The 21923-nt window shown below is 55.3% G+C and carries 19 protein-coding genes; 7 read left to right on the plus strand and 12 right to left on the minus strand.

Annotated features, from left to right (window positions below):
• Nucleotides 1-9: 9 nt before the first annotated feature.
• The 6 genes from AADB16_RS02040 to AADB16_RS02065 all read right to left on the minus strand — a co-directional run bounded on the left by AADB16_RS02040 (nt 10) and on the right by AADB16_RS02065 (nt 7586).
• Nucleotides 10-1350, minus strand: coding sequence for an HD-GYP domain-containing protein (locus tag AADB16_RS02040; protein ID WP_410801059.1), 1341 nt, complete (start codon nt 1348-1350; stop codon nt 10-12).
• A gap of 104 nt (nt 1351-1454) precedes the next feature.
• Nucleotides 1455-1688 (minus strand): formate dehydrogenase subunit delta, encoded by a 234-nt coding sequence (locus AADB16_RS02045; protein WP_410801061.1) that lies wholly within the window; start codon nt 1686-1688, stop codon nt 1455-1457.
• Nucleotides 1685-2524, minus strand: coding sequence for a formate dehydrogenase accessory sulfurtransferase FdhD (fdhD, locus tag AADB16_RS02050; RefSeq protein WP_410801063.1), 840 nt, complete (start codon nt 2522-2524; stop codon nt 1685-1687). Before fdhD ends, AADB16_RS02045 begins: the two co-directional genes overlap by 4 nt.
• A 16-nt stretch (nt 2525-2540) precedes the next feature.
• Entirely contained in the window at nt 2541-5477 is a 2937-nt protein-coding gene (fdhF, locus tag AADB16_RS02055; protein ID WP_410801064.1) for a formate dehydrogenase subunit alpha, read from the minus strand.
• A 1-nt stretch (nt 5478) separates the two neighbouring features.
• A complete protein-coding gene (locus tag AADB16_RS02060; protein ID WP_410801066.1) occupies nt 5479-7038 on the minus strand; it encodes a formate dehydrogenase beta subunit in 1560 nt (519 codons plus the stop codon).
• Nucleotides 7039-7055: 17 nt separating this feature from the next.
• Nucleotides 7056-7586 carry a formate dehydrogenase subunit gamma gene (locus tag AADB16_RS02065; RefSeq protein WP_410801068.1) on the minus strand — a complete coding sequence of 177 codons (531 nt, stop codon included), beginning with the start codon at nt 7584-7586 and terminating at the stop codon, nt 7056-7058.
• 92 nt (nt 7587-7678) lie between these two features.
• On the opposite strand from AADB16_RS02065, the gene AADB16_RS02070 reads away from it, so the two are divergent.
• The 4 genes from AADB16_RS02070 to AADB16_RS02085 all read left to right on the plus strand — a co-directional run bounded on the left by AADB16_RS02070 (nt 7679) and on the right by AADB16_RS02085 (nt 11734).
• A complete protein-coding gene (locus AADB16_RS02070) occupies nt 7679-8749 on the plus strand; it encodes a substrate-binding domain-containing protein (RefSeq protein WP_410801069.1) in 1071 nt (356 codons plus the stop codon).
• 107 nt (nt 8750-8856) lie between these two features.
• Nucleotides 8857-10581, plus strand: coding sequence for a potassium/proton antiporter (locus tag AADB16_RS02075; RefSeq protein ID WP_410801070.1), 1725 nt, complete (start codon nt 8857-8859; stop codon nt 10579-10581).
• 108 nt (nt 10582-10689) lie between these two features.
• Nucleotides 10690-11250, plus strand: a complete 561-nt coding sequence (locus AADB16_RS02080; protein ID WP_309044090.1) for a murein L,D-transpeptidase family protein — start codon at nt 10690-10692, stop codon at nt 11248-11250.
• A 202-nt stretch (nt 11251-11452) separates the two neighbouring features.
• Nucleotides 11453-11734 (plus strand): Lpp/OprI family alanine-zipper lipoprotein, encoded by a 282-nt coding sequence (locus AADB16_RS02085; RefSeq protein ID WP_298451237.1) that lies wholly within the window; start codon nt 11453-11455, stop codon nt 11732-11734.
• A gap of 67 nt (nt 11735-11801) precedes the next feature.
• Here the strand turns inward: AADB16_RS02085 and AADB16_RS02090 are convergent, their stop codons facing one another.
• The 6 genes from AADB16_RS02090 to AADB16_RS02115 form a co-directional block, all read right to left on the minus strand.
• Nucleotides 11802-12554 (minus strand): SDR family oxidoreductase, encoded by a 753-nt coding sequence (locus tag AADB16_RS02090; protein WP_309044091.1) that lies wholly within the window; start codon nt 12552-12554, stop codon nt 11802-11804.
• Between the two features lie 48 nt (nt 12555-12602).
• Nucleotides 12603-13652, minus strand: coding sequence for a L,D-transpeptidase family protein (locus tag AADB16_RS02095; RefSeq protein WP_410801072.1), 1050 nt, complete (start codon nt 13650-13652; stop codon nt 12603-12605).
• Between the two features lie 53 nt (nt 13653-13705).
• Nucleotides 13706-14275, minus strand: a complete 570-nt coding sequence (locus AADB16_RS02100) for a TMEM165/GDT1 family protein (RefSeq protein ID WP_200201512.1) — start codon at nt 14273-14275, stop codon at nt 13706-13708.
• Between the two features lie 228 nt (nt 14276-14503).
• The gene (locus AADB16_RS02105) at nt 14504-15898 is read right to left on the minus strand and encodes a DHA2 family efflux MFS transporter permease subunit (RefSeq protein WP_309044093.1); all 1395 of its coding nucleotides are present in this window, start codon (nt 15896-15898) and stop codon (nt 14504-14506) included.
• Between the two features lie 4 nt (nt 15899-15902).
• The gene (locus AADB16_RS02110; RefSeq protein ID WP_298451250.1) at nt 15903-16328 is read right to left on the minus strand and encodes a MarR family transcriptional regulator; all 426 of its coding nucleotides are present in this window, start codon (nt 16326-16328) and stop codon (nt 15903-15905) included.
• Between the two features lie 170 nt (nt 16329-16498).
• The gene (locus AADB16_RS02115) at nt 16499-17785 is read right to left on the minus strand and encodes an MFS transporter (protein ID WP_410801075.1); all 1287 of its coding nucleotides are present in this window, start codon (nt 17783-17785) and stop codon (nt 16499-16501) included.
• Nucleotides 17786-18002: 217 nt separating this feature from the next.
• Between AADB16_RS02115 and AADB16_RS02120 the strand changes: the two genes are divergently transcribed.
• The 3 genes from AADB16_RS02120 to AADB16_RS02130 all read left to right on the plus strand — a co-directional run bounded on the left by AADB16_RS02120 (nt 18003) and on the right by AADB16_RS02130 (nt 21922).
• Nucleotides 18003-18905: a helix-turn-helix transcriptional regulator gene (locus AADB16_RS02120; RefSeq protein WP_309044096.1), complete on the plus strand. Its 903-nt coding sequence runs from the start codon at nt 18003-18005 to the stop codon at nt 18903-18905.
• Between the two features lie 16 nt (nt 18906-18921).
• Nucleotides 18922-20685: an ExeM/NucH family extracellular endonuclease gene (locus AADB16_RS02125; protein ID WP_410801077.1), complete on the plus strand. Its 1764-nt coding sequence runs from the start codon at nt 18922-18924 to the stop codon at nt 20683-20685.
• 166 nt (nt 20686-20851) lie between these two features.
• The gene (locus AADB16_RS02130) at nt 20852-21922 is read left to right on the plus strand and encodes an AraC family transcriptional regulator ligand-binding domain-containing protein (protein WP_410801079.1); all 1071 of its coding nucleotides are present in this window, start codon (nt 20852-20854) and stop codon (nt 21920-21922) included.
• Nucleotide 21923 lies beyond the last annotated feature (1 nt).

Below are 21923 nucleotides of genomic sequence, written 5' to 3' on the forward strand. Positions count from 1 at the left end.
TCAGTAATCTCAATCGTTCTCTTCGGGATCAAGCGCTGGTGAAGTAGCGGCTACAATCAAACCGTCCCTCACAAAATCCTGCAAAACAATACCATAGGTGCCATCCGGCACCTCTTTGGATATATGAAAAACCTGATCTCTCTCGTCTGTTGGGCCGGTTTTCAGGTCCAGCATCCTGGCCGGTGTCACTGGTAATTTATGGGCGTTCCGTACCATCAATACCTTGGGTTTGAGCTTATGGTCAGGATCACTCTCTACTACTATCCCTACCTCTCCATTCATCATTTCAACAATGGAGCCAGGTGGGTATATCCCTATCATCTGGATAAACGCATCGGCCAGTTCCGCATCAAACTGAGTTCCGCGATTCTTGTGAATAATTTCTAACGCATGCATGGATGCCAGGGCTTTTTGGTACACCCGCTTACTGGTGATTGCATCGTAGGTGTCTACCAATGAAATGATCTTCGCAAAATAAGGGATTTTTTCAGCCGGCAGGCCCCGCGGGTACCCTTGGCCATCCACTCGTTCATGATGAGAAAAGGCAACATCCACGGCGGAATGCAGCGCAGCGCCCGTGCTCATCAGTATGGTTCGGCCATGAACTGCGTGGTTTTTCATCAAATCAAATTCGTCGGCGGTCAGGCGCCCTGGTTTGTTCAGAACTTCGTTCGGTATTTTGGTTTTACCCACATCGTGCAGCAGGCCGCACAACGCCAGGTTCTGAATTTCACCCTTTATCATGCCCAGTGATTTGCCAAACGCAGCCGCCAGTATGGACACGTTGATGCAATGCTCTGCGGTGTATTCATCCTGGTTTTTGATTCTGGTGAGCAGCATCAAGGCGTTCTCATTACGTAGAACGCTCTCCACACAACTGTTCACAACCGCTCGCGCGTTGTTGATGTCCAGAGCACGGCTTACCCGCAAGCCAGACATGATGGATTTGGCCGTATCTTGAGCCTCTTCAAATCGCATGCTGACGGTTTGAAGCTCACGGCCCACACTCACTTGATTAATATAGGAAACCCGCTTTCTCGGAATAACCCGAGCCGAGCCGGGTTGCGGTGTTTTTGCCTGTTGTTTTTTGCTTTTGAAAAAACCGGTAAGGCGATTGGAGCCGGGCTTTTTTTCTATGGGCTCGCGGTGTCTTTCAGCCACGCCCTGTATAAACACATACTCACACTGGCGGCGCACAGCGTGCAGCTGTGTCATATCGTTGATGATAAACCCCTGAACCAGGAAGTCTGTGTCTTCCCAGGGTCTATCCAGTCGGATGACGTGCATTCCGACTTCCAGGTCAGCGACATCGACCTGGGTTTCAATAAGCTCAACGTATGTGCCGCGCATGAGTTTTTCTCAAATGTGAGATTTCCAACATCAACGCCAGGCAGTTTATAAGTAAAACGTGCTTTGGGTCTGTTAAAAACGGTTAAAACCTGTACAGTTTCACGCTATACCTCCACAGCAGGCTCGAGTTTGTCGACTGTCAACTTCGCCAGAATAGACAACTCATCCGGGCGCTGGTTGGCATAGGCAATGATTTGCTGCTTCATGCTACGGGCCCAGAATTTTTGAAGGTGATCGGCGGCTATATCGGTTACCTTTTCGTCGTCACCGTGGTGCAAGTTGTTGGCGATTATCTGGTCGAGCATCTTAATCAGGTTGTTCAACTGCTGATCACTCACAACTCTCTCTCCTGAGCCTTTTCATCGCCACGGGCATAGATTACGTGGCGGCCGGGGCGAGCAAATCCGATAAGGTTCATGCCACTTTTTTCGGCTTCGCGAATGGCCAAAGCAGTCGGGGCGGATACTGCCACCAGGCTGCCTATGCCCACGTTGGCGCTTTTCTGCACCATTTCAAAGCTGGCACGGCTGGAGATCAGTGCAAAGCCTTCACTGAAGGCTTGTTCGCCATGCTCCCGTAGCCGGGCGCCAATCAGTTTATCCAACGCGTTATGCCGGCCTACGTCTTCCCGAACCATTACAATCCTGCCCCGGGAATCGCACCAGGCTGCGCCATGGGTAGCGCCCGTTTTCAGTTGGAGCGGTTGGTGTTTTTTCAGGTTTTTCAGTGCTTTCTGAACGGCCTCGTCACTGGGCAGCGGCGTCGATACCACCTTTTCAGGCGTTCTCACCACATGAGCGAGCGATTCTGTACCGCAGAGCCCACAACCGGTTCGGCCAGCCATATTGCGGCGCTGCTCCCGCAAGCGGGCATAGCAATCGCCGGCGATGTGCATCTGCACTTCTATGCCGTCTTCACCCGGCTTTATCTCAATACTGAACAGCTGGTCCGGCCGCTGCAAGATGCCTTCGCTCAGGCTGAAGCCCAGGGCAAAGTCCTCAAGATCACAGGGCGAAGCCATCATCACCGCATGGGACACTCCGTTGTACACCATAGCCACGGGTACTTCTTCCGCAACCAGATCGTGGGAGCGCGCGCCCTCGATACCGCCACGCACATTTACCCAGGCCTCGCTCACTGCTGGTGGCGAGGTTTTGCCAGGTGAATCAGCCACAGCCGCTGGCCTCTGATTACTTGAGAGTATTTGCATGGCTATTTTCCTGCTTACTCATGGCCGGTTTCAGCAGTGCCTGCTGGCGCTTGTCGAAATCCACAAAATCCCGTTGCCAATCCGATGGCTGGGACACTTTTTCTACCTGAACGGCGGTTACCTTGTATTCCGGGCAGTTGGTGGCCCAATCGGAGTTGTCGGTGGTTACCACGTTGGCACCGCTGCTTGGGTGATGGAAGGTGGTGTAAACCACGCCCGGCAACATTCGGGTACTCACTTTTGCTCGCAGCACTGTATGGCCAACGCGGCTGCTGATACCCAGCCAGTCACCGTCTTTTACGCCGCGCAGTTCTGCATCGCTGGGGTGCAGCTCCAGCACGTCTTCTTCATGCCAGTCGCTGTTGCTTGTGCGACGGGTTTGGGCGCCAACGTTGTACTGGGACAGGATTCGCCCTGTCGTCAGCAGCAACGGGAAGCGGCGGCTTGCACGCTCTTCGGTTGCCAGGTACTCGGTTACCGCAAACCGACCCTTGCCGATGGGGAAGTCCGCCATGTGCATGGTGGGCGTACCATCCGGGTGCTCATCGTTGCAGGGCCACTGAATGCTGCCCAGCCGTTCCAGCTTGTCGTAATTCACGCCGGTGAACGTGGGGGTTAATGAGGCGATTTCATCCATGATTTCGGATGGATGGTTGTAATGCATGGGGTAACCCAGCGCATTGGACAACGCCATGGTCACTTCCCAATCTTCCATGCCGGCAACCGGCTCCATTACTTTGCGCACTCGGTTGATGCGGCGCTCCGCGTTGGTAAACGTGCCGTTCTTTTCAAGGAAGGTGGAACCCGGCAGCAACACATGGGCAAACTTGGCGGTTTCGTTCAGGAAGATATCCTGCACAATCAGGCAGTCCAGAGCTTTCAGCGCCGCTTCCACATGCTGGGTGTTGGGGTCTGACTGGGCAATATCCTCGCCCTGCACATACAGCGCCTTGAAGCTGCCAGCGATGGCGGCGTCAAACATATTCGGAATGCGCAGCCCCGGTTCGTTATCGATGGGCACACCCCATACAGCTTCGAAGCGCTCACGCACGGCTTGATCGTTCACATGCTGGTAGCCCGGCAACTCATGGGGAAAGGAGCCCATATCGCAGGAACCCTGCACGTTATTCTGCCCGCGCAGCGGGTTTACACCACCGCCTTCTTTGCCGATGTTGCCGGTGGCCAGCGCCAGGTTGGCAATGCCCATCACCATGGTGGAGCCCTGGCTGTGTTCGGTTACACCCAGCCCGTAGTAGATGGCTCCGTTATTTGCCTGCGCATACAGGCGGGCGGCTTCGCGCACTTTGCTTGCAGGTACGCCAGTAACCGCTTCCATGGCTTCGGGGGAATTCCGCTCTTCCGCAATAAAGGCTCGCCAGGTGTTGTAGGCCTCCGTATCACAACGGCTATTTATGAACGCCTGATCTTCCAGGCCTTCAGTCACAATCACATGGGCCAGCGCGTTCACTATGGCCACGTTAGTGCCGGGACGCAGTGGCAGGTGCAGGCCTTTCTCGGCATTGGGCGTGTGGACTAAATCGATTCTGCGCGGATCGATTACGATCAACTTGGCACCCTGGCGCAAACGCTTGCGCATCAGCGAGCCAAATACCGGGTGGGCATCGGTTGGGTTGGCGCCAATCACCATGATGGTGTCGGCCTTCATCACCGAATCGAAGGTTTGAGTGCCGGCGGATTCGCCCAAGGTGGTTTTCAGACCATAACCAGTAGGGGAATGGCATACCCGAGCACAGGTATCTGTATTGTTGTTACCAAAGGCAGCCCGCACCAGCTTCTGCACCAGATAGGTTTCTTCGTTAGTGCAGCGAGAGGAGGTAATGCCACCAATGCTTTCACGGCCGTATTGGGTCTGAGTGTCTTTGAGTTTTTTCGCCGCGAACGCCAGGGCTTCGTCCCAGGGCACCACTTTCCAGGGGTCGTTAATGGAATCGCGAATCATCGGCTCGCGAATGCGATCCTCGTGGGTGGCGTAGCCGAAGGCAAACCGGCCTTTTACACAAGAATGGCCGTGGTTGGCTTCGCCGCCTTTGTAAGGAACCATGCGCACCACCTGGTCGCCTTTCATCTCAGCCTTGAACGAACAGCCAACTCCGCAGTATGCGCAGGTGGTGACTATGCTGTGCTCGGGCTGGCCGGCGTCGATCACGCTTTTTTCCATCAGTGTGGACGTAGGACAAGCCTGCACACAGGCGCCACAAGACACACACTCGGAATCCATAAACGGGTCGTTCTGGCTGGCGACCACTTTGGAATCAAAGCCGCGGCCTTCTATGGTCAGCGCAAAGGTGCCTTGCACCTCGTCGCAGGCTCGCACGCAGCGTGAGCAGACAATGCACTTGCTGGGATCGAAGCTGAAATAAGGGTTGGAGCTGTCGGTTTCCGCATCCAGATGGTTCTCGCCCTCAAACCCGTAACGCACTTCCCGCAGGCCTACTACGCCGGCCACATCTTGCAGCTCACAATTGCCGTTGGCGGGGCAGGTAAGGCAATCCAGCGGGTGATCGGAGATGTACAGCTCCATGATGTTGCGGCGCAGTTTCGCCAGCTTGCCGGTCTGGGTGGTAACGGCCATGCCTTCCGCCACAGGCGTAGTGCAGGAGGCCGGGTAACCGCGGCGGCCTTCGATCTCTACCGCGCACAGGCGGCAGGAGCCAAAGGCTTCCAGATTGTCTGAAGCACACAGCTTGGGGATATTGATGCCGGCCAATGCCGCTGCGCGTAATACCGAGGTGCCTTCGGGAACCGTGATATCACCACCATCCACCGATATGGAAACCAACTCTTCTGAGAGGCTGGGCGGTGTGCCCAGATCCCTGGAAAAAGAGTCAAAATCAGGGTTCAGGCCGTTTTTGCCGGGCTCGTAGCTTTGGGTGCTGGGATCGTAGTAATGCAACATATCAAGCCTCCACCTGGCGCGGACTGGCCATCAGGTCTTCTGGAAAGTATTTCATAACGCTCTGTACCGGGAAGGGGGTCATGCCACCCATGGCGCAGAGGGAACCGTCCACCATGGTTTCACACAGGTCTTCCAGCAATTCCAGATTGCTGTTCTGGTTCTCACCCGCACGGATGCGGTCAATCACTTCCACACCACGCACCGAACCGATTCGGCATGGGGTGCATTTGCCACAGGATTCAACAGCGCAGAACTCCATGGCAAAACGGGCTTGTTCGCCCATATCCACGGTGTCATCAAACACCACCACGCCGCCGTGGCCAATACCGGCGCTGAGTGCGGCGAAGGCTTCATAATCCATGGGAGTGTCCCATTGGCTTTCCGGCATGTAGGCCATGAGCGGCCCCCCCACCTGCACAGCTTTCATTGGCCGGCCGGTAAAGGTGCCTGCGCCAAAGTCTTCCAGCACGGCGCGCAAGGTAACGCCGAAGGCCAATTCAATCAGGCCTCCCTGTTTGATATTGCCCGCCAGCTGAATTGGCAGGGTGCCCAGTGAGCGGCCCATGCCGTAATCGGCGTAGGCTTTGCCGCCGTTAGCCATTATGTAGGGTACCGCCGCCAGCGAGAGCACGTTGTTGACCACTGTGGGCTGGCCGAACAGGCCTTTGATGGCGGGTAGTGGCGGCTTGGAACGCACCAGCCCGCGCTTGCCTTCCAGGCTTTCCAGTAGTGAGGTTTCTTCACCACAGATATAAGCGCCTGCACCGAGGCGCACTTCAAGGTGAAAGGGGCGACCACTACCGCAGACGTTTTCGCCAAGATAGCCTTGAGCCTCGGCCCTGCGGATAGCTTCGTTCAGCATTGTTTCCGACAGCAGGTATTCCGAGCGCAGGTAGATAAAGCCGAGAGTAGCGCCCACTGCTAATCCGGCAATAGCCATGCCCTCAATCAGCATGTAGGGGTCGCACTCCATCACCAGGCGGTCAGCAAAGGTGCCGGAATCGCCTTCGTCGGCGTTACACACCACGTATTTTTGCTGATTATGTGGTTCATCTAGCACGGTTTGCCATTTAATGCCCGCCGGGAATGCCGCGCCACCACGACCACGGAGGCCAGAGGCTTTTACTTCGTCCACAATGTTCTGGGGTGTCAGCGCAGCGGCTTTCTTCAAGCCGGCGAAGCCGCCAAGGGCAATGTAATCGTCAATACAGATGGGATCGGTGATGCCTATGCGGGCAAAGGTCAGGCGCTGCTGTTGCGCAAGGTATGGGTGCTTTTCGATATCGCCCAGATGCAGTGGGTGATCCGGTTTGCCTTCAAACAAGCCAGCAGCTGCTAACTCTTCTACTTGCTCCGGCTCTACCGGGCCATAAGCCACTCGGCCCTCGGGTGTTTGTACCTCCACCAAGGGTTCCAACCAGAAGAGCCCGCGGGAACCATTGCGCACCAGGTTTATTTCCTGGCCCTGCGCCGCGGCTGCGTGCTTTAGTTCTTGCGCTACACGGTCGGCGCCCAGAGAAAGAGCTGTGGTATCGCAGGGGACATACACTGTTATTGTCATGGAATTTGCTCCTGCTTTCATTTTAGCTGCAAAACAGACGTGGTGAGTCTGTCCGCCAGCTGGTCGAACTTTTGGGGGGTCATTCGGCCGATCGTTTCATTGTTTACGCGAATAGAGGGGCCGCAGGCGCAGTTGCCCAAGCAATACACCGGCTCAAGCGTGAACTCGTTGTCCGCTGTGGTTTGGTGGTAGTCCACACCCAGCTTTTCCTGAACATGTCGTTCAAATGCGCGGCCACCCCGAGCCTGACAGGCTTCCGCACGGCAGACTTCCAGCAGGTTGCTGCCGGCCGGGCGGGTGCGAAAGTGGTGATAAAAGCTGATAACCCCGTGAATATCGGCGCGGCTCTGCTGCAGCATTTCAGCAATAATGGACACAGCGCCCTCTGGCACATAGCCAATGCGGTTCTGTATGGCATGCAGAATGGGTAAAAGCGCACCTGGCTTATGCTGCAGGGCTGCGACTTCCTGGCGAATGATGTCAGGGCTCCAGTCCTCGGGCACGGTCATCACCGGCGCGTTATGGTTGGTGTTCTCTGACATATGCATAATCGTTCCTACCTGTTTTTATTCTGATACAGTAATCAAGCTCTCTTCAGGCAAATTAGCACTCCCCGCACAGCTAAGGAATATGAACGCAAATGCATAACAAGAAACTGGATATAGCCCCTGCGTGGGTGTTTCGCACCGACACCGATGAATTCTTTGAACCGGTTCTGTTTCGTTTGCTGGAAAGCATCCGCGATACCGGCAAGCTAACGGTTGCGGCAGCGGCTGCCGGGGTGTCGTACCGACATGCGTGGAACCTCCTGAACCGGGCTGCGGATATTCTGGGCTTGCCGCTTGTGATTATGCGCAAAGGGCACGGCAGCCAGCTCTCTGCGTTGGGGGAAACTCTGCTGTGGGCCGAACACCGGGTAAAAGCCCGGCTGGGGCCTCAAATCGATAGCATGGCAGCAGAGTTGAATGATCAGGTTCAGCAACTACTGGCCGGGGCACAACCCACTCTGCGCCTGCATGCCAGCCATGGGTATTCGGTTGCGCTCTTGCCTGAGTTCTCCCAACAGATAAACATCAACCTGCAGTACAGGAACCCGGAAGAAGCACTTACTGCGCTAAACCGTGGCGAATGTGATGTAGCGAGCTTTCACTTGCCAACGTGCCCGGCGCTTGCCCGGCAAATTATCAGCCACTATCGAAAACATCTAAGCGGGAACAACTTGCGGCTGATTCGCTTTGTTACCCGTCGCGAAGGGCTGATGATGCGTAAAGGTGAGCACGAAAACATTCGCACCTTGAAGGATCTGAGCGAATCTGGCCTCAGCTTTGTGAGCCGGGACCGCCACTCAGGCACTCGTATCCTCTTTAATTTGTTGCTGAAGCAACAGGGGCTTGCCGAGCGAAGCATCAATCGCACGCCCCAGCAGGAGTTTACCCACACAGCTATCGCGGCCTTTGTGGCTTCGGGTATGGCAGAGGTGGGCTTTGGTGTGCAGGCGGCGGCGGAGCAGTTCAATCTGAACTTTATTGAATTGGCGTGTGAGCACTACATGTTGATCTACCGTCAGGATCGCTTACCGGCTGCCACACTGGAATACCTGACCACATCAATGAAATCCCCGGCGCTGATAGATCGTATCAACACGGTGCCGGGTTATGAGCCAGACAACCTTGGCGAAATCACTACCTTTGACGCACTGACTACTCGGTAACATTGAGGAACACTCTTACTTGTCTATCGGACTCGCGATGGGCAAACTTGGACTAGCCCACTCGCGCTTCCGCCATTTCCCGGCAAGCAGTCACATACGGAGTTCTGATGGATCCAATGCTCACCCTGGTCGGTGCTCTGATGCTTGTCATCAGCATCCTGTTGAGCCCGCTTTCCAGCCGGGTAGGCATGCCGGTCCTGCTTGTTTTCCTTGCGGTGGGCATGATGATGGGCAAAGACGGCCCGGGCGGCATCGAATTCGATGATTTCCAACTTTCCTTCCTTGTAGCCAGCCTGGCGCTCGGCGTTATCCTGCTTGATGGCGGCATGCGAACCCGGGCTGAAACCTTCCGCGTTGGCCTGAAACCCGCCATGTTGCTAGCTACGGTCGGTGTTGCCATAACAGCACTGGGGGCGGCGCTTGTCGCCTGGCTTGTGTTCGATTTGAGCTGGATGACCGCATTGCTGGTGGGCGCCATCATTTCATCCACCGACGCGGCTGCCGTATTTTCGTTGCTGCAGGGGCGCGGACTGCACCTGAATGAGCGGGTGAGTGCCACTCTGGAAATCGAATCCGGTAGTAACGATCCCATGGCGATCTTCCTGACGCTAATGATGGTTACCCTGATTGCCAGCGACGGCGATCACGCCATTCAGGATTCACTGATTCTGTTGTTCAAGCAGTTCAGCATTGGTGGGATTGGCGGCGTCCTTGGCGGCTTTCTGATTTCCGAGCTGACCAACCGCATTCGCCTGATGCCATCACTCTATCCACTGCTGGTAGTAGCCGCAGGCATTCTGTTGTTCTCCGTTATTAACCTGTTGGGCGGCAGCGGATTTTTGGCAATCTATCTTTGCGGCGTGGTGATCGGCAACCGCAAGGTTCGGATGATGCCGATGATTCTGCAGGTGCACGACGGCCTGGCCTGGCTGGCTCAGCTTTGCCTGTTCCTGATTCTGGGGCTTCTGGTGAACCCCTCCGACCTGCTGCCACTGGCGGGCGCGGGCCTGGTACTGGCGTTGGCAATGATTTTCGTGATCCGGCCGGTCACTGTTCTGGCGACGCTCTGGCCCTTCGGCTTTAACCGCCGGGAGCTGGGCTTTATCAGCTGGGTGGGTTTGCGAGGTGCCGTGCCGATCGTGCTGGCACTATTCCCGATCATAGCCGGCCTACCGGAAGCACAACTGGTGTTCCATGCGGCTTTCTTTATTGTTCTGGTTTCTTTGTTGGTTCAGGGCACCACAATAACACCGCTTGCGCGCCTGTTGCGTCTGGAAATCCCGGCAAATGGTGAGCCTTTTCGCCGTTTGCCCCTGGACGCCCCTGCGGCGGGCGACCACGAATTGATGCTGTTCCCGTTGCGAGGCGAGAACTGGGAAACCCCAAGGTTGCTGAGCCAACTGCGCTTCCCTGAAAACACGGCTGTTGCCGGCGTATTCCGCAACCGGGTGTGTCTACAGCCAAAAGCTGATCTGGAGGTATCCAGTGGCGACATGGTGGCCATGTTTGCCACGCCCAGCGTGCTGAAAGAACTGGGCAAAGCACTGAGCGGCCGTCACACGCCGAAGTATCTTGCGGAAAGAGCTTTTTTTGGGGACTTTGTGCTGAACGGCGATGCGCTGCTTGGTGATGTAGAGCAAGTGTACGGCATCGCATTTGATGAGTTGGCGCCCGAGTTGTCACTGGCTGAATGTTTTGCCAAGCGCACCAAGGGTCATCCGGTTGTTGGCGATACCGTTGTTTTGGGGCCAGTCACTCTGGTGGCAAGGGCAACCGAAGCCGACCAGGTTACCAAGGTGGGTTTAAAAATGGATAAGTCACAAAACGTGTGATCTATGCACGGGATAGCTATAAAAGTTAACAAAACCCCTTAACATCCCCAGGGGCGGTTATGTTATAAACTGAACTGCATAAAGATTAATCATTGGTAAGTTTAGTATATGGCTATTCCCCGCTTATTAACCCGGTGTTTTCTGGCACTTTTTATTACGGCATGCTTTCCGGCCTATGGCACAGAGTTGCTGGCCAGAGCCGACACCTACATGCCGGTCATTGAGGACTCTCCAGGCGATTCCCTAGTGGTTAACAAGGTCTTGGTGAAGAAAGGACAACGGCGGCTCTTCCTGATGAATGGGGAAGAGATTGTGCGCAGTTACCGCATATCACTGGGAGACAACCCCAAGGGCCATAAGCTCTATGAAGGCGACGAGCGCACTCCCGAAGGCGACTACACGCTGGATTGGCGCAACTCGGGCAGCGACTTTTACAAATCCATTCACATTTCCTATCCCAGCGAAACCGACCGTGAGATGGCTGAAAACTGGGGTTTGAGCCCGGGTGGCAGCATTATGATACACGGCCTGCCCAATGGCTCAGAAGACATGGCTTTTGCCTATACAGGTCTGGACTGGACCAACGGCTGCATTGCCGTTAACAACCAGGAAATGGACGAAATCTGGCAGCTGGTCAACGATGGCACGCCAATACGCATCCTTCCCTGACGACTTTTCCGTGGTACAAATATTAAGTTGTTGTCATATCCTAAGAAAATATACATATACTGAGTTAACAATTCCTCTCAGAGTGTTTTACACTGTTTCACGACTCCGGTAGTCAATGCCTATCGGGCCGATGCTATTAGAAAGTCGTCTATACTGACTTTTGAAACACCAGGAAATAACTCGACCAATAAGGGGATTTACAATGCGTAAACTGACAATCGCCGGAATCGCACTGGCTACTGCTCTGACTGCAGGTTGTGCAACTAACGATCAGGGCGCTCTTGACGAAGCAAATGCAACTGCAAGCTCTGCTGAGCAGTCTGCAGACAAGGCAATGAACACCGCTAACAGTGCAGCTAGCGCTGCGCGTTCTGCTCAGCAGACCGCTGACCGTGCACTGGCCGCAGCTAAAGCAGCTCAGAAATCAGCTGACGAAGCTAACGAGCGCGCCAAGCGTATGCTCGATCGTGCAAGCAAGAAGTAAGACTTCTGCTTAAAAGCATGATAGAAAAAGGCCGGGATTCCCGGCCTTTTTTATTGCGCTTGATTCGTTAGAACAGCTTGGCCAATACTGAAACCGGCAGGCGCCGGATGAGGAAGCCAATAGGCGTCCAGGGCCAACAAGGCACAAAACTCTCACTCTTCCCGGACTCAATGGCTTTCACCATCGCCTTGCAGCCAGTTTGCGCATCCACAATGAACGGCGCATTTTTCACCTTTTCATTGATTGCTGTTCTGATATAGCCCGGATACAGCGTTGTCACCTTGATGGGCGATTTCGTCTTTTTCAGTTCAACCCGCAAGCCCTCTGAAAGCGCCGCAAGGCCCACCTTGGTTGCCGCATAGGTGTTCACATTACCCGGCATGCCGCGCACAGCGGTTACTGACGACACGGTTACCAGATGCCCCCGGTTTTGCTCACGAAAAATCTCCATGGCCGCTTCCATTTGCGCCAGGGCGGCAACAAAGTTGGTTTCTGCGGTTTGGCGGTTGGCGTTAAACGCACCGGTACCCAGAGGCTGGCCTTTGCCAATGCCGGCATTAACGATAATCCGGTCCAGGCTGCCAAATTCCTGCTGAAAGGCCCTGAACACCTCAAAATTCTGTTCGTGATTATTCACATCCAGTGCACGAATACTGATAGTAATCTGCGGGTATTTGCCCGCCAGCTCATCACGCAAGGTTTCCAGCCGTTCGGTACGGCGAGCACACAGGGCCAGGTTATCACCTCTGGCCGCAAACTCACGGGCCATGCCCTCACCAAGCCCGGAACTGGCTCCGGTGATCAGTATGGTGCGTTTCATGAATTCTCCCGATTTATCGTTATATGGAAAACTGCGCTGCGCGCGACATCAGAAATACAGCTTCTGTTCCGGCTTATCTGACACTGGGCTCTGTTTGTCTTTAGACGTTTTGTCTGAAGCCACCCGTGAAATCTGCTCTCCCACCATAGCCGGAATACCGTCGGCCTGGTCTACCGCCAGCTCTATCGCCTTGCGCTGAACCTCTACACCCGGGTGTTTCAAGCGGAAGGCTTCAACCTCCTGAGTTACTTCTCGCCATAGGCGATCTCTGTCCTGCTGGCTGTAGTCTTCATGGGGGCGGTGAACTTCAAGCCACACTTCTCCTCCGGACATGCCCATCTTTACCGGCTTATTCACAATCTGGACCGACGTCCCTTTGCTCACCTGATAAACAAAACGCGAAATGTCTTCGTTGTACATGCGAAAGCAGCCATGACTGACAGGCATTCCAACGCCAAACCGTTTGTTGGTGCCGTGAATCAGATACCCCTTCTCACTCAGCAAAAGAGCGTGGGTTCCCAACGGGTTATCCGGGCCAGGCGGAATCATGCGGGGGAGGAAATCACCCGAGGCTGCATGCTCGGCACGAATGCTCTCGGGGGGATACCACGCCGGTGATTCCAATGGCATGGTGACCTTTGCATCGGCCAGTGGGGACGGATTCTCGGAGGTGCCGACGCCCACCGGATAGACCTGCACACCATCTTCTGCAAAATAGTAAAGCCGGTATTCCGCCAGGTTAATCACAATGCCTTCACGGCGGACATCCGGAATTATGTACTGGCGCGGCAGGGTGATGTTGGTGCCTTCACCCGGGAGCCAGGGATCGACCCCCGGATTGGCTTTCACCAATTCGAGATAGCCCATTGCAAGCTGGCTACCCACTTCGGCAAAGGTATCTTCGTACTGGGTGGTAAACACGTCGAGCCGGCCCGCCAGATCCCCTTTGATCTCGAACGTTGGTACACGGGGGCTACGATCCGTTGCCTGCACCGCCGCAGGCTGCTCTGGCGTGCTTTTTGGCTTTGCCGCCCACACCGGCTGAAAAGCCAGGCTTCCTGCTAGTAACGCCAGTACTGAATACGTTTTAAATCCCATAAACCCCATTCCAGATAAACCTGCTTCTTAGCATGCAGTGACAGCCGACACCCTCAGTAGTTCCAAACCACTGATGACAGTGTCACAACCGCCATAACTGCGAACAATATACTTGCACAAACCCGGGCAGCTGCCAGCGGCAATCTGTCCATCAACCAGTGCCCCGCTATAATAACCGGTATATTGGCCAGCAACATCCCCGCTGTTGTACCGATAACAACCCAGAGCGTCTCAGTATAGCGAGCAGCCAGAACAACGGTGGCTATCTGGGTTTTGTCGCCCATCTCTGCGAGAAAGAACATCACCGTGGTTGCTGTGAAGGCGCCCATGCCCAGAAACCGTGAGCTTTCGCTGTCGTCTTTATCTGGCACCAACAACCACAGGGCAATTACCACAAAGCTCAGGGCGAGAATCCAGGGTAACCAGGCTGCAGGAATCCAGGCGGCCACCCAGGCTCCCAACCAGGCCGATAGTGCGTGATTCAGGATCGTCGCAATGAGTATGCCCATAATGATGGGAAAGCGCTGGGAGTAGCGAGCAACGAGGAACAGCGAGAGTAGCTGGGTTTTGTCGCCAATTTCGGCAATGGCAACGGCTACTGTAGAAGTGAGAAATGCGTCCATGGATTCTTCCGGGGCGGATAGTCAGACATGAGACAGCTCACCATCCGCCCTTGGGGGTGAAACTGCCTCAGGTCTCGCCAATTTCACTGAAACCAAGTGAAACACGGTAGCCATGGGGATTGAGCCCCAAGTATGTTGACCACCGTCCGCCCCGGATACCGGTTGCGGAGGCTACTCCCCTGAAGAGTTGAACTAATGCTAATCAATCACGCGGATTATGGCAAACCGTTAAGCGCGCATGCGCCAAACAGGCAACACCGCCACCGCTACAAATACAGCAACCAGCCACCAGGCCGCATGGAACGCATTGATTGTGGGTACGCCGCCGCTGTGCTCACCAAACTCAATGGTCAGTGCCACAATATTCACGCCAAAAGCCCCACCCAACTGGCGGGTAAAATTGATGGTACTGGAGCCTGCGCCCAGCTCTTCGGGTTTAAGTGGGTTCAGCGCGCCAATAGACAAGGATGGCAACATGAACCCAATCCCTATACGCCCAAATACGGTCCAGAGCGCAAGCCATCCAAACGCCAGAGTAAGGTTAGATAGCGCAAAAAGTATGGCCGATGACGCAAACATCGCCATACCGAAAATAACCAGTTTACGTGCATCACCGCCACGGTCAGCCAGCTTGCCCGCCAGCGGAAATGTCATGCCCAAAACAATGCCCGCCGGCAGCATCAGCAGCCCCGCCTGGGTCGCTGTATAACCCAAGGCCGTTTGAACATAGAGCGGTATCAGGTAGGTGGAGCCAAACAGCGCCAATCCCAGCGCCATAGCGCCCAGATTGGCATACAGGAAGCTGGGCTTACGCAGCAGGCTGACATTTACCAAGGGATGCTTTATGCGCTTTTCACGCAGAACAAACAGAACCAGTAGCAGCAGCGCCACCAGCCCTTCAATGGCAACCCGAACTTCCTGACCGTCCAGATTTTGCAGGCGGTTCAGGGTATCAAGGGCAAGCCCGATAGTGGCGCCCAGCAACACCAGGCCGGGCAGATCAAACCGATAAGGCGCTGGCCGGGAGGCCGGTACCGGCAGGAATCTCAGCGCCATAAATACGCCAATGAATGTGACCGGTGCCGGCGCAAACATTACAAAACGCCAGTCCAGTTGATCCACCAGAAAGCCGCCCAGCACAGGCCCAAGTGCCGGTGCCAACACCACGCCCATGCCATAGATACCCATGGCTTGACCACGTTTATTGCGGGGGAATATGCGGAACACAAGGTACATGCCCATGGGCTGCATCAGGCCAGCCATGGCGCCCTGGCCAATGCGAGCGGCAATGAGTTGCTCCGGTGAACTGGCAAAACCGCCAACCACGGAAATCACTGTAAATGCTGCCATGGCAACCGCCAGGGTCTTGCGCACGCCAAAGTGATCAAGCAGCCATGAAGACGCCAGCATGGTGGTGGTCATGGCCGCAATAAACCCGGTTGCGAGCCAGTGCACCATGCCTTGGCGAATACCAAATTCCACCATGATTTCGTGAAGTGCCACATTCACTACAGTGGCACTCAGCACGGTGGCAATGGTGCCCACCATTACCGTACAGACCGCTAGCCAACGCCAGCTATCGCCATATCGGGCCGTCAGCCCTGCTACTGAATTATCACTCAACGGATTACTTCTGCTTTTCGCCGTTTTCCATGATTCTGTGGAACACCTTTAGGGCGACCGCAATATCGCCTTCATCCACACCCTCAAGCATTTCATCCCGCAGCAGATTGGCACGAGCAGTGAGAACCTCCATGAATTCACGGCCAGGGTCGGTCAAGTGCAACCGGCGGGCTCTGCGATCGTTGGGGCAAGCCCGGCGCTCAATCAATTTCTGTTGTTCAAGGCTATCGAGCAGACGCACAAGCGTGGGATTTTCAATGGCCATCAATCCGGCCAGTTCACGCTGTGTCAGGCCTTCGCCACCTTGCTGCAGATAAACCATGGTGGTCCATCGAGCCTGGGTGACGCCCAGGTCTTTGAGGCGTTCATCCAACAATTTCCGCCAGCGGCGGGTTACTCGAGCGACGGCAAAAGGGAACTCATCTTTCATAGTGACTACTCCGTTCCGAGGCCGGAATCGCGCTTCGCGTATCGTGCTGCGCCGGCCCACAGGCTTACATTACAGGAAAGCTACCAATAGTAAGCTAACAATTGGAATAAGAACAGATGTAAAAATAAAAACAAAATCGGAAAACCTGAAATTTATTCAAAGTCCCTGGTTCAACCTGTGTGACGCAGGGACTCCTCGTTCATTTCCTCAACCTCCGGAGACTCACAAAACTCCGTATTCCGCGGATCCAGCTCTGTCAGTACAGACGAGGTTTCCGGCATGGCTGGCACATAGTGTTCCTGATCTTCCACTGCTACGTCTTCTGTGTAGGTAATACGCAGGGATGTGACGATGGCGAGAACCAGCAGGAACCCGGCATTGCCCAGGAACAGGCCTTCGGGACCCAGCAGGTTGATCAGTTCGGCCATCACGATGGGGCCAATCACACTGCCAACGCCATAGCTGAGTAACAGCGTGGCGCTGGCCGCGACTATACGGGTGCTTTCCATGCGGTCGTTGGTGATCGCAACGGAAATCGGGTAAATCGTTGCCGAAAGGCCGGTAAACGCACCTACCAGAAATGTGAGCTGCCAAAGGTTGTCGGCCCCGGTAAAACTGACACCAACAGCTGCCAGCGCGGCAAAAAACACTACCCAGAACATCACTCGGCGCCGGTCAAAGCGGTCACACAGCCGCCCCAAAGGCCAAGCAAGTATCATGGCGGCTATAATGGCGCTGGCCATGAAGGTTGATGTTTTGGCGACATCCAACCCCATCAAGGTCGCGTAAACCGGGCCCATGGCATAAAACCCACCAATGAGAACGCCACAGATCAGGGCACCGGCAACACCGGTAAACGACTCTCGGGCCAAGGTGAAAAAGGAGATACGCTGAACCTGCTCGATGATGGGAGCTTCCATGCGGGTGAGCGACAGAGGAACCAACGCCAGAGTCAGCAAAATCGCGGCGATGGAAAACGGCATGAAATTGGCGGGGTCACCCACGTTGATTATGAGCTGCCCTCCCGCCGCAGAAAGGTAAAAAATAATCTGATAGACCGCGAACATTGCCCCGCGATTGCTGTTGGTCGCTCGGCTGGAGAACCAACTCTCAATGACCACCAAAACGCCTGCGATAGTAAAACCGGAAAGCACGCGTAAGAGCGCCCAGAACACCATCGATATAGCCATCGGATACATCAATGACGTAACCGCTGCAATCGCCGCAAAAACTGCAAACGCGCGGATATGCCCGACACGGCCGATAATATGGTGCACGTAGAGGGTGCCCAGAACAAAGCCAATGGAATAGCACACCAACACCCAGCCGATGATGTCGGGTGAAACCGACTCGATGCTCAGGCGAATGCCCAGCAACGTCATCAGAAATGCATTTCCGCTGACCAGCAAAACGATACTCAAAAGGAGAGCAGAAAGAGAGGCGACCATTCGGGTCATGACGGAAACTCCGGAGGTTCTAACTAGCTATTACAGCAGCCCTTAGCGGGCCTGACTACTAAGCACTTCCCGAAGCGGGAAAAAGCCTCGGAGCGCAGCAAACTGGGGCCACCGCGCTGTTTCACAGTGTTTTACATTAATGCGCCGTAACAGACCCGCAAGTCCATAGGAGGTAACATCGATAATCATTATTCAACGAACCCGTGAGCGTCTGGTTATGAAAAAAACGGACTGGCCCATCCGATGGGATTTGCTGCTTCGCTACCGTCTCATCGAAACCATCGCACTGTGGGAAGGTCGCCTGACGACAAATCACATTTGCCACAGCTTTGGTATTGGTAGGCAGCAAGCATCCAAGGATATAAACACATACCTGCGCGAACTCGCCCCGGGCAACCTTGTTTATGACCGCCATCTAAAGGGCTATGTGCCGGCTCCCCGTTACCAGCCAGTCGTGACCCGCGGGCATGTCAGCGAGTATCTGGATCTACTGGCACGCCAGCAAAGCCTCAGCAGTACATTTGAAGCCCTGGACATCGGTTTGCCAGACAGCACCGTTGTATACAGCCCTAACCGCGTCATTGCACCCGAAACCATGCGCGCTGTCGTAACGGCAACACGATATGGCAGGCAACTCCGAGCCAGCTACTCTTCCCTGAGCCGCCCCGAAGCCGTTGAAGGCATTCTTGAGCCGCACACTCTGGTGTGCACAGGCAATAACTGGCACCTGCGCGCCTGGTGTGATTCCAACCGGGAGTTCCGGGATTTTGCCCTCAGCCGCTTCCACGCAGCACCTGTGGCGCTGCGGCAAAAGGCGAAACACTCCGTGCAGCAGGATGAAGACTGGAACCGCACGGTTACCATGTCCATCTCCCCGGATCACCGCCTTACCGAAGCTCAGCAAAAAATCATCGCGCTGGACTATGGCATGGAACATGGCCGCTTGGACGTTGAGACCCGCGCAGCTCTCGCACCCTATGTGCTGTCGCGCCTGGGAATCACGCTCGACAATTACCATCCGGACCCACTCGTTCAGCAACTAGAACTGACCAATCCGGATCACCTCGGATTTGGCAGCAAACGTGAACGCGCCCTGAAAGCCGTAGCTGGCCTACGCTAACCGTAAAGCGAGCAGTGTGAACTCAAGCATCGGGAATGTTGGTGCCTTAATTTTTATTCTGGCACTGCTGCCGGCCTCTCAGATATTGGCTGCCACTTCCTGTGGCAGTCCGGCAACGCCGATTTCCGAAATTCAGGGCCGAGCTGACAGTTCTCCACTGGTTGGCCACAGGGTTACCGTTGAAGGTGTGCTCACTCTCGATGCTCGCATGAGAGGCGGTTTTACCGGATTTTACTTGCAGCAAGCGGATGCTGAGACCGACGAAAACCCTGAAACATCAGAAGCCCTGTTTGTTTATACCCGCAAGAAAACCGGCACACCCGGTGAGCGCCTTCGAGTGACCGGCACCGTAAAAGAATTTCACGGCCTGACTGAGCTGGTTAACATAAAAACCATACAGTCTTGCGGCCCCGCGGGGCTTCCTGAAGCTCAATTTCTATCGCTGTTACAGCCGGGGGCCTTCGAGTCTCTGGAGAGCATGCGCGTTCGTATAGCCCAGCCCCTGACCATCATTGATTCCTGGAATCTCGCTCGTTACGGCGAGCTGACGCTGGCTGTTAGCGATCAGGTTGTACCAACAGAGTATCAGGAGCCTGGGCCCAAGGCGGCAGCGGATGCGGCACGTAATCAGCAGCAAAGATTGCTGCTGGATGATGGCCGCGGCGTGCGCCAACCTACACCGATTCCCTGGCCCCCGGGAGGGTTGACGAGCACCAGCACCATTCGCAGTGGCGATAGCGTCCATGATATAGCTGGTATTCTCGATTACCGGTTCGGGGCCTGGAGAATACAGCCCGAACGCCCCCCAATCTTCAGTACAGTGAACACTCGCCCTTCGGCTCCGCCACGGCCAGACACCCCGCATATCCGGGTAATGACCATGAACCTGGAAAATTACTTCAATGGTGATGGTGAAGGCAATGGTTTTCCCACTACACGGGGTGCGCCAACTACCAAGGCTTACAAATTCCAGCATAAGCGGCTGGTAGAAGCGCTACAACAGCCAGACCCAGACATACTGGCGGTCACAGAGCTGGAAAACGACGGATACAGTGAGACCAGCGCGATAGCGCAACTGACTCGGGCCCTCGGCCCTGATTGGTCTTTTATTGCGACCCCGGGCGCTGACGGTAACGACCAGATACGCACGGGCTTGCTGTACCGCCATGACCGCGTTATAGCTGTTGGGCAGCCCGAACGCCTGACCAACGGACTGTTCAGGCAACAGGGCCGGCCGCCTTTAATGCAGGCGTTCAGGCCCAGGGGCCAACACTCTTCCATTCAGGTAGTAGTGCCACACCTGAAATCTAAATCCTGCAGGGGGGCTACGGGCAAAAACCAGGACACGAATGATGGGCCGGGCTGCTACGCTCATCGTCGTTCAGAGGCTGCTCAAGCCCTTGTGCAATGGCTTGGGCAGTTACCGAAAACGTCTGCTCATGTCGGCACACTGATTACCGGCGATCTAAATAGCTATTACAAAGAAGCACCGCTACACACCCTGAAGCTTGCCGGCTTCACCAGCATGGTGCATCACTTTCATCCATGCTCTGCACAGCAGTGCGATCACTACACCTTCAGGTACAAAGGCGAGAAGGGCACATTGGATTACGCGCTTGCCTCATCGTCACTCCTGCCACGAGTACTCAACGCCAGCACCTGGGCTATCAACGCCGACGAACCACGAGCCCTCGGCTACAAGGCCAATTTGCCGGGCACCGCTGCATTGCCCTGGCGCTCTTCAGATCATAACCCCGTGATTATCGATATCCGGTTCTAACCCCTTCCTCATATTCCTGAGGGAATCCGCTGATATACCCACCAATTGGCCTGTCGCCCCTCTTGACGCGTCATTGAAGTCATGGGGGCGGAGTGCTGCAAAGGTCATAATCAAAGCCAGCATTCAGAATGACTGACAACAAGAACAGCGGATAACAAGGATTACCATGCGTGTCTCTGCCTCCAATACACAGGATCTGGGTATGCCGGCCATTTACCTGCATATACTGGCTGAACTGTTAAAGACCATCGGTCTGGACGAGCGCGAACTGTTGCTCAGGGTTGGATTGGACCCTGTCCGGCTGCAATCAACAGACGTTCGGGTTAGCCACGCGCAAGCCAACGAGTTCGTCACCCGCGCTATCATCGAAAGCGGCGAACCCGGCCTTGGCATTATGCTGGCCCGTGAGCTGAAGCTACCTTTGCACGGCGCGCTAGGCGTGGCTGTCATGAGCAGCCGCACATTGAAAGACGCGCTGGATTTGATGACTCGTTACCTCACTCTTCGCGCACCCCATCTGAGTGTTAGCAGCCGCGAGCACGATGGTGCGATGCACTACACTATTCGCTGTGATGGCGACCCGGGGCCGCTTCAGGGGTTCATTGTGGACGCCATGCTGTTTGGCTGCGCCTTCATGGGAGAGCAGCTCGCTGGCACCACTATCGGCGGCGCGGCGATTCTCCGGAAAGGCCCTGAACCCTCGTATTTCCGTCGCTTCAGGCAGTCGATCGTGATGCCGGTAACCTATGGTTCCCAGGAAGATGCGCTGGTTATTCCCCATGGCATGCTGTCTGTGCCTATCCGCTTCAGCGACGACCAGCTTGCGGCGTCGTCCCGTGCCCAGTGTGAAGATGCCCTGCAACAACTCACAGAGGATGCAGGCTTTGGATGCCGGGTACGACGGGTAATTGAAACCAGCTATCCCTTCCCCCCAAAGCTGGCGAGAGTGGCGGCCACCCTGTTTGTATCCGAGCGCACATTAAAACGCCGTCTACAGGAAGAGAATGCCAGTTTTCAGAATTTGGTAGATCAGGTTCGGCTGGAACGTGCCCGGGAACTGCTCACCGGCACCCGCATGAACCTGAACCAGATTGCAGACGTTCTAGGCTATGCCGACGCGGCAAACTTTACCCGAGCATTCAAGCGCTGGACGGGAAACAGTCCAAGCCGCTATCGGGATGCAGTGGAAAAGCCAGGCAGAGTGTTTCTACACACCAGCACGCCGGCTCATGCGTAAA

This window comes from Marinobacter sp. KMM 10035 (assembly GCF_046537445.1).
GTDB classification, from domain to species: Bacteria; Pseudomonadota; Gammaproteobacteria; order Pseudomonadales; family Oleiphilaceae; genus Marinobacter; species Marinobacter sediminicola.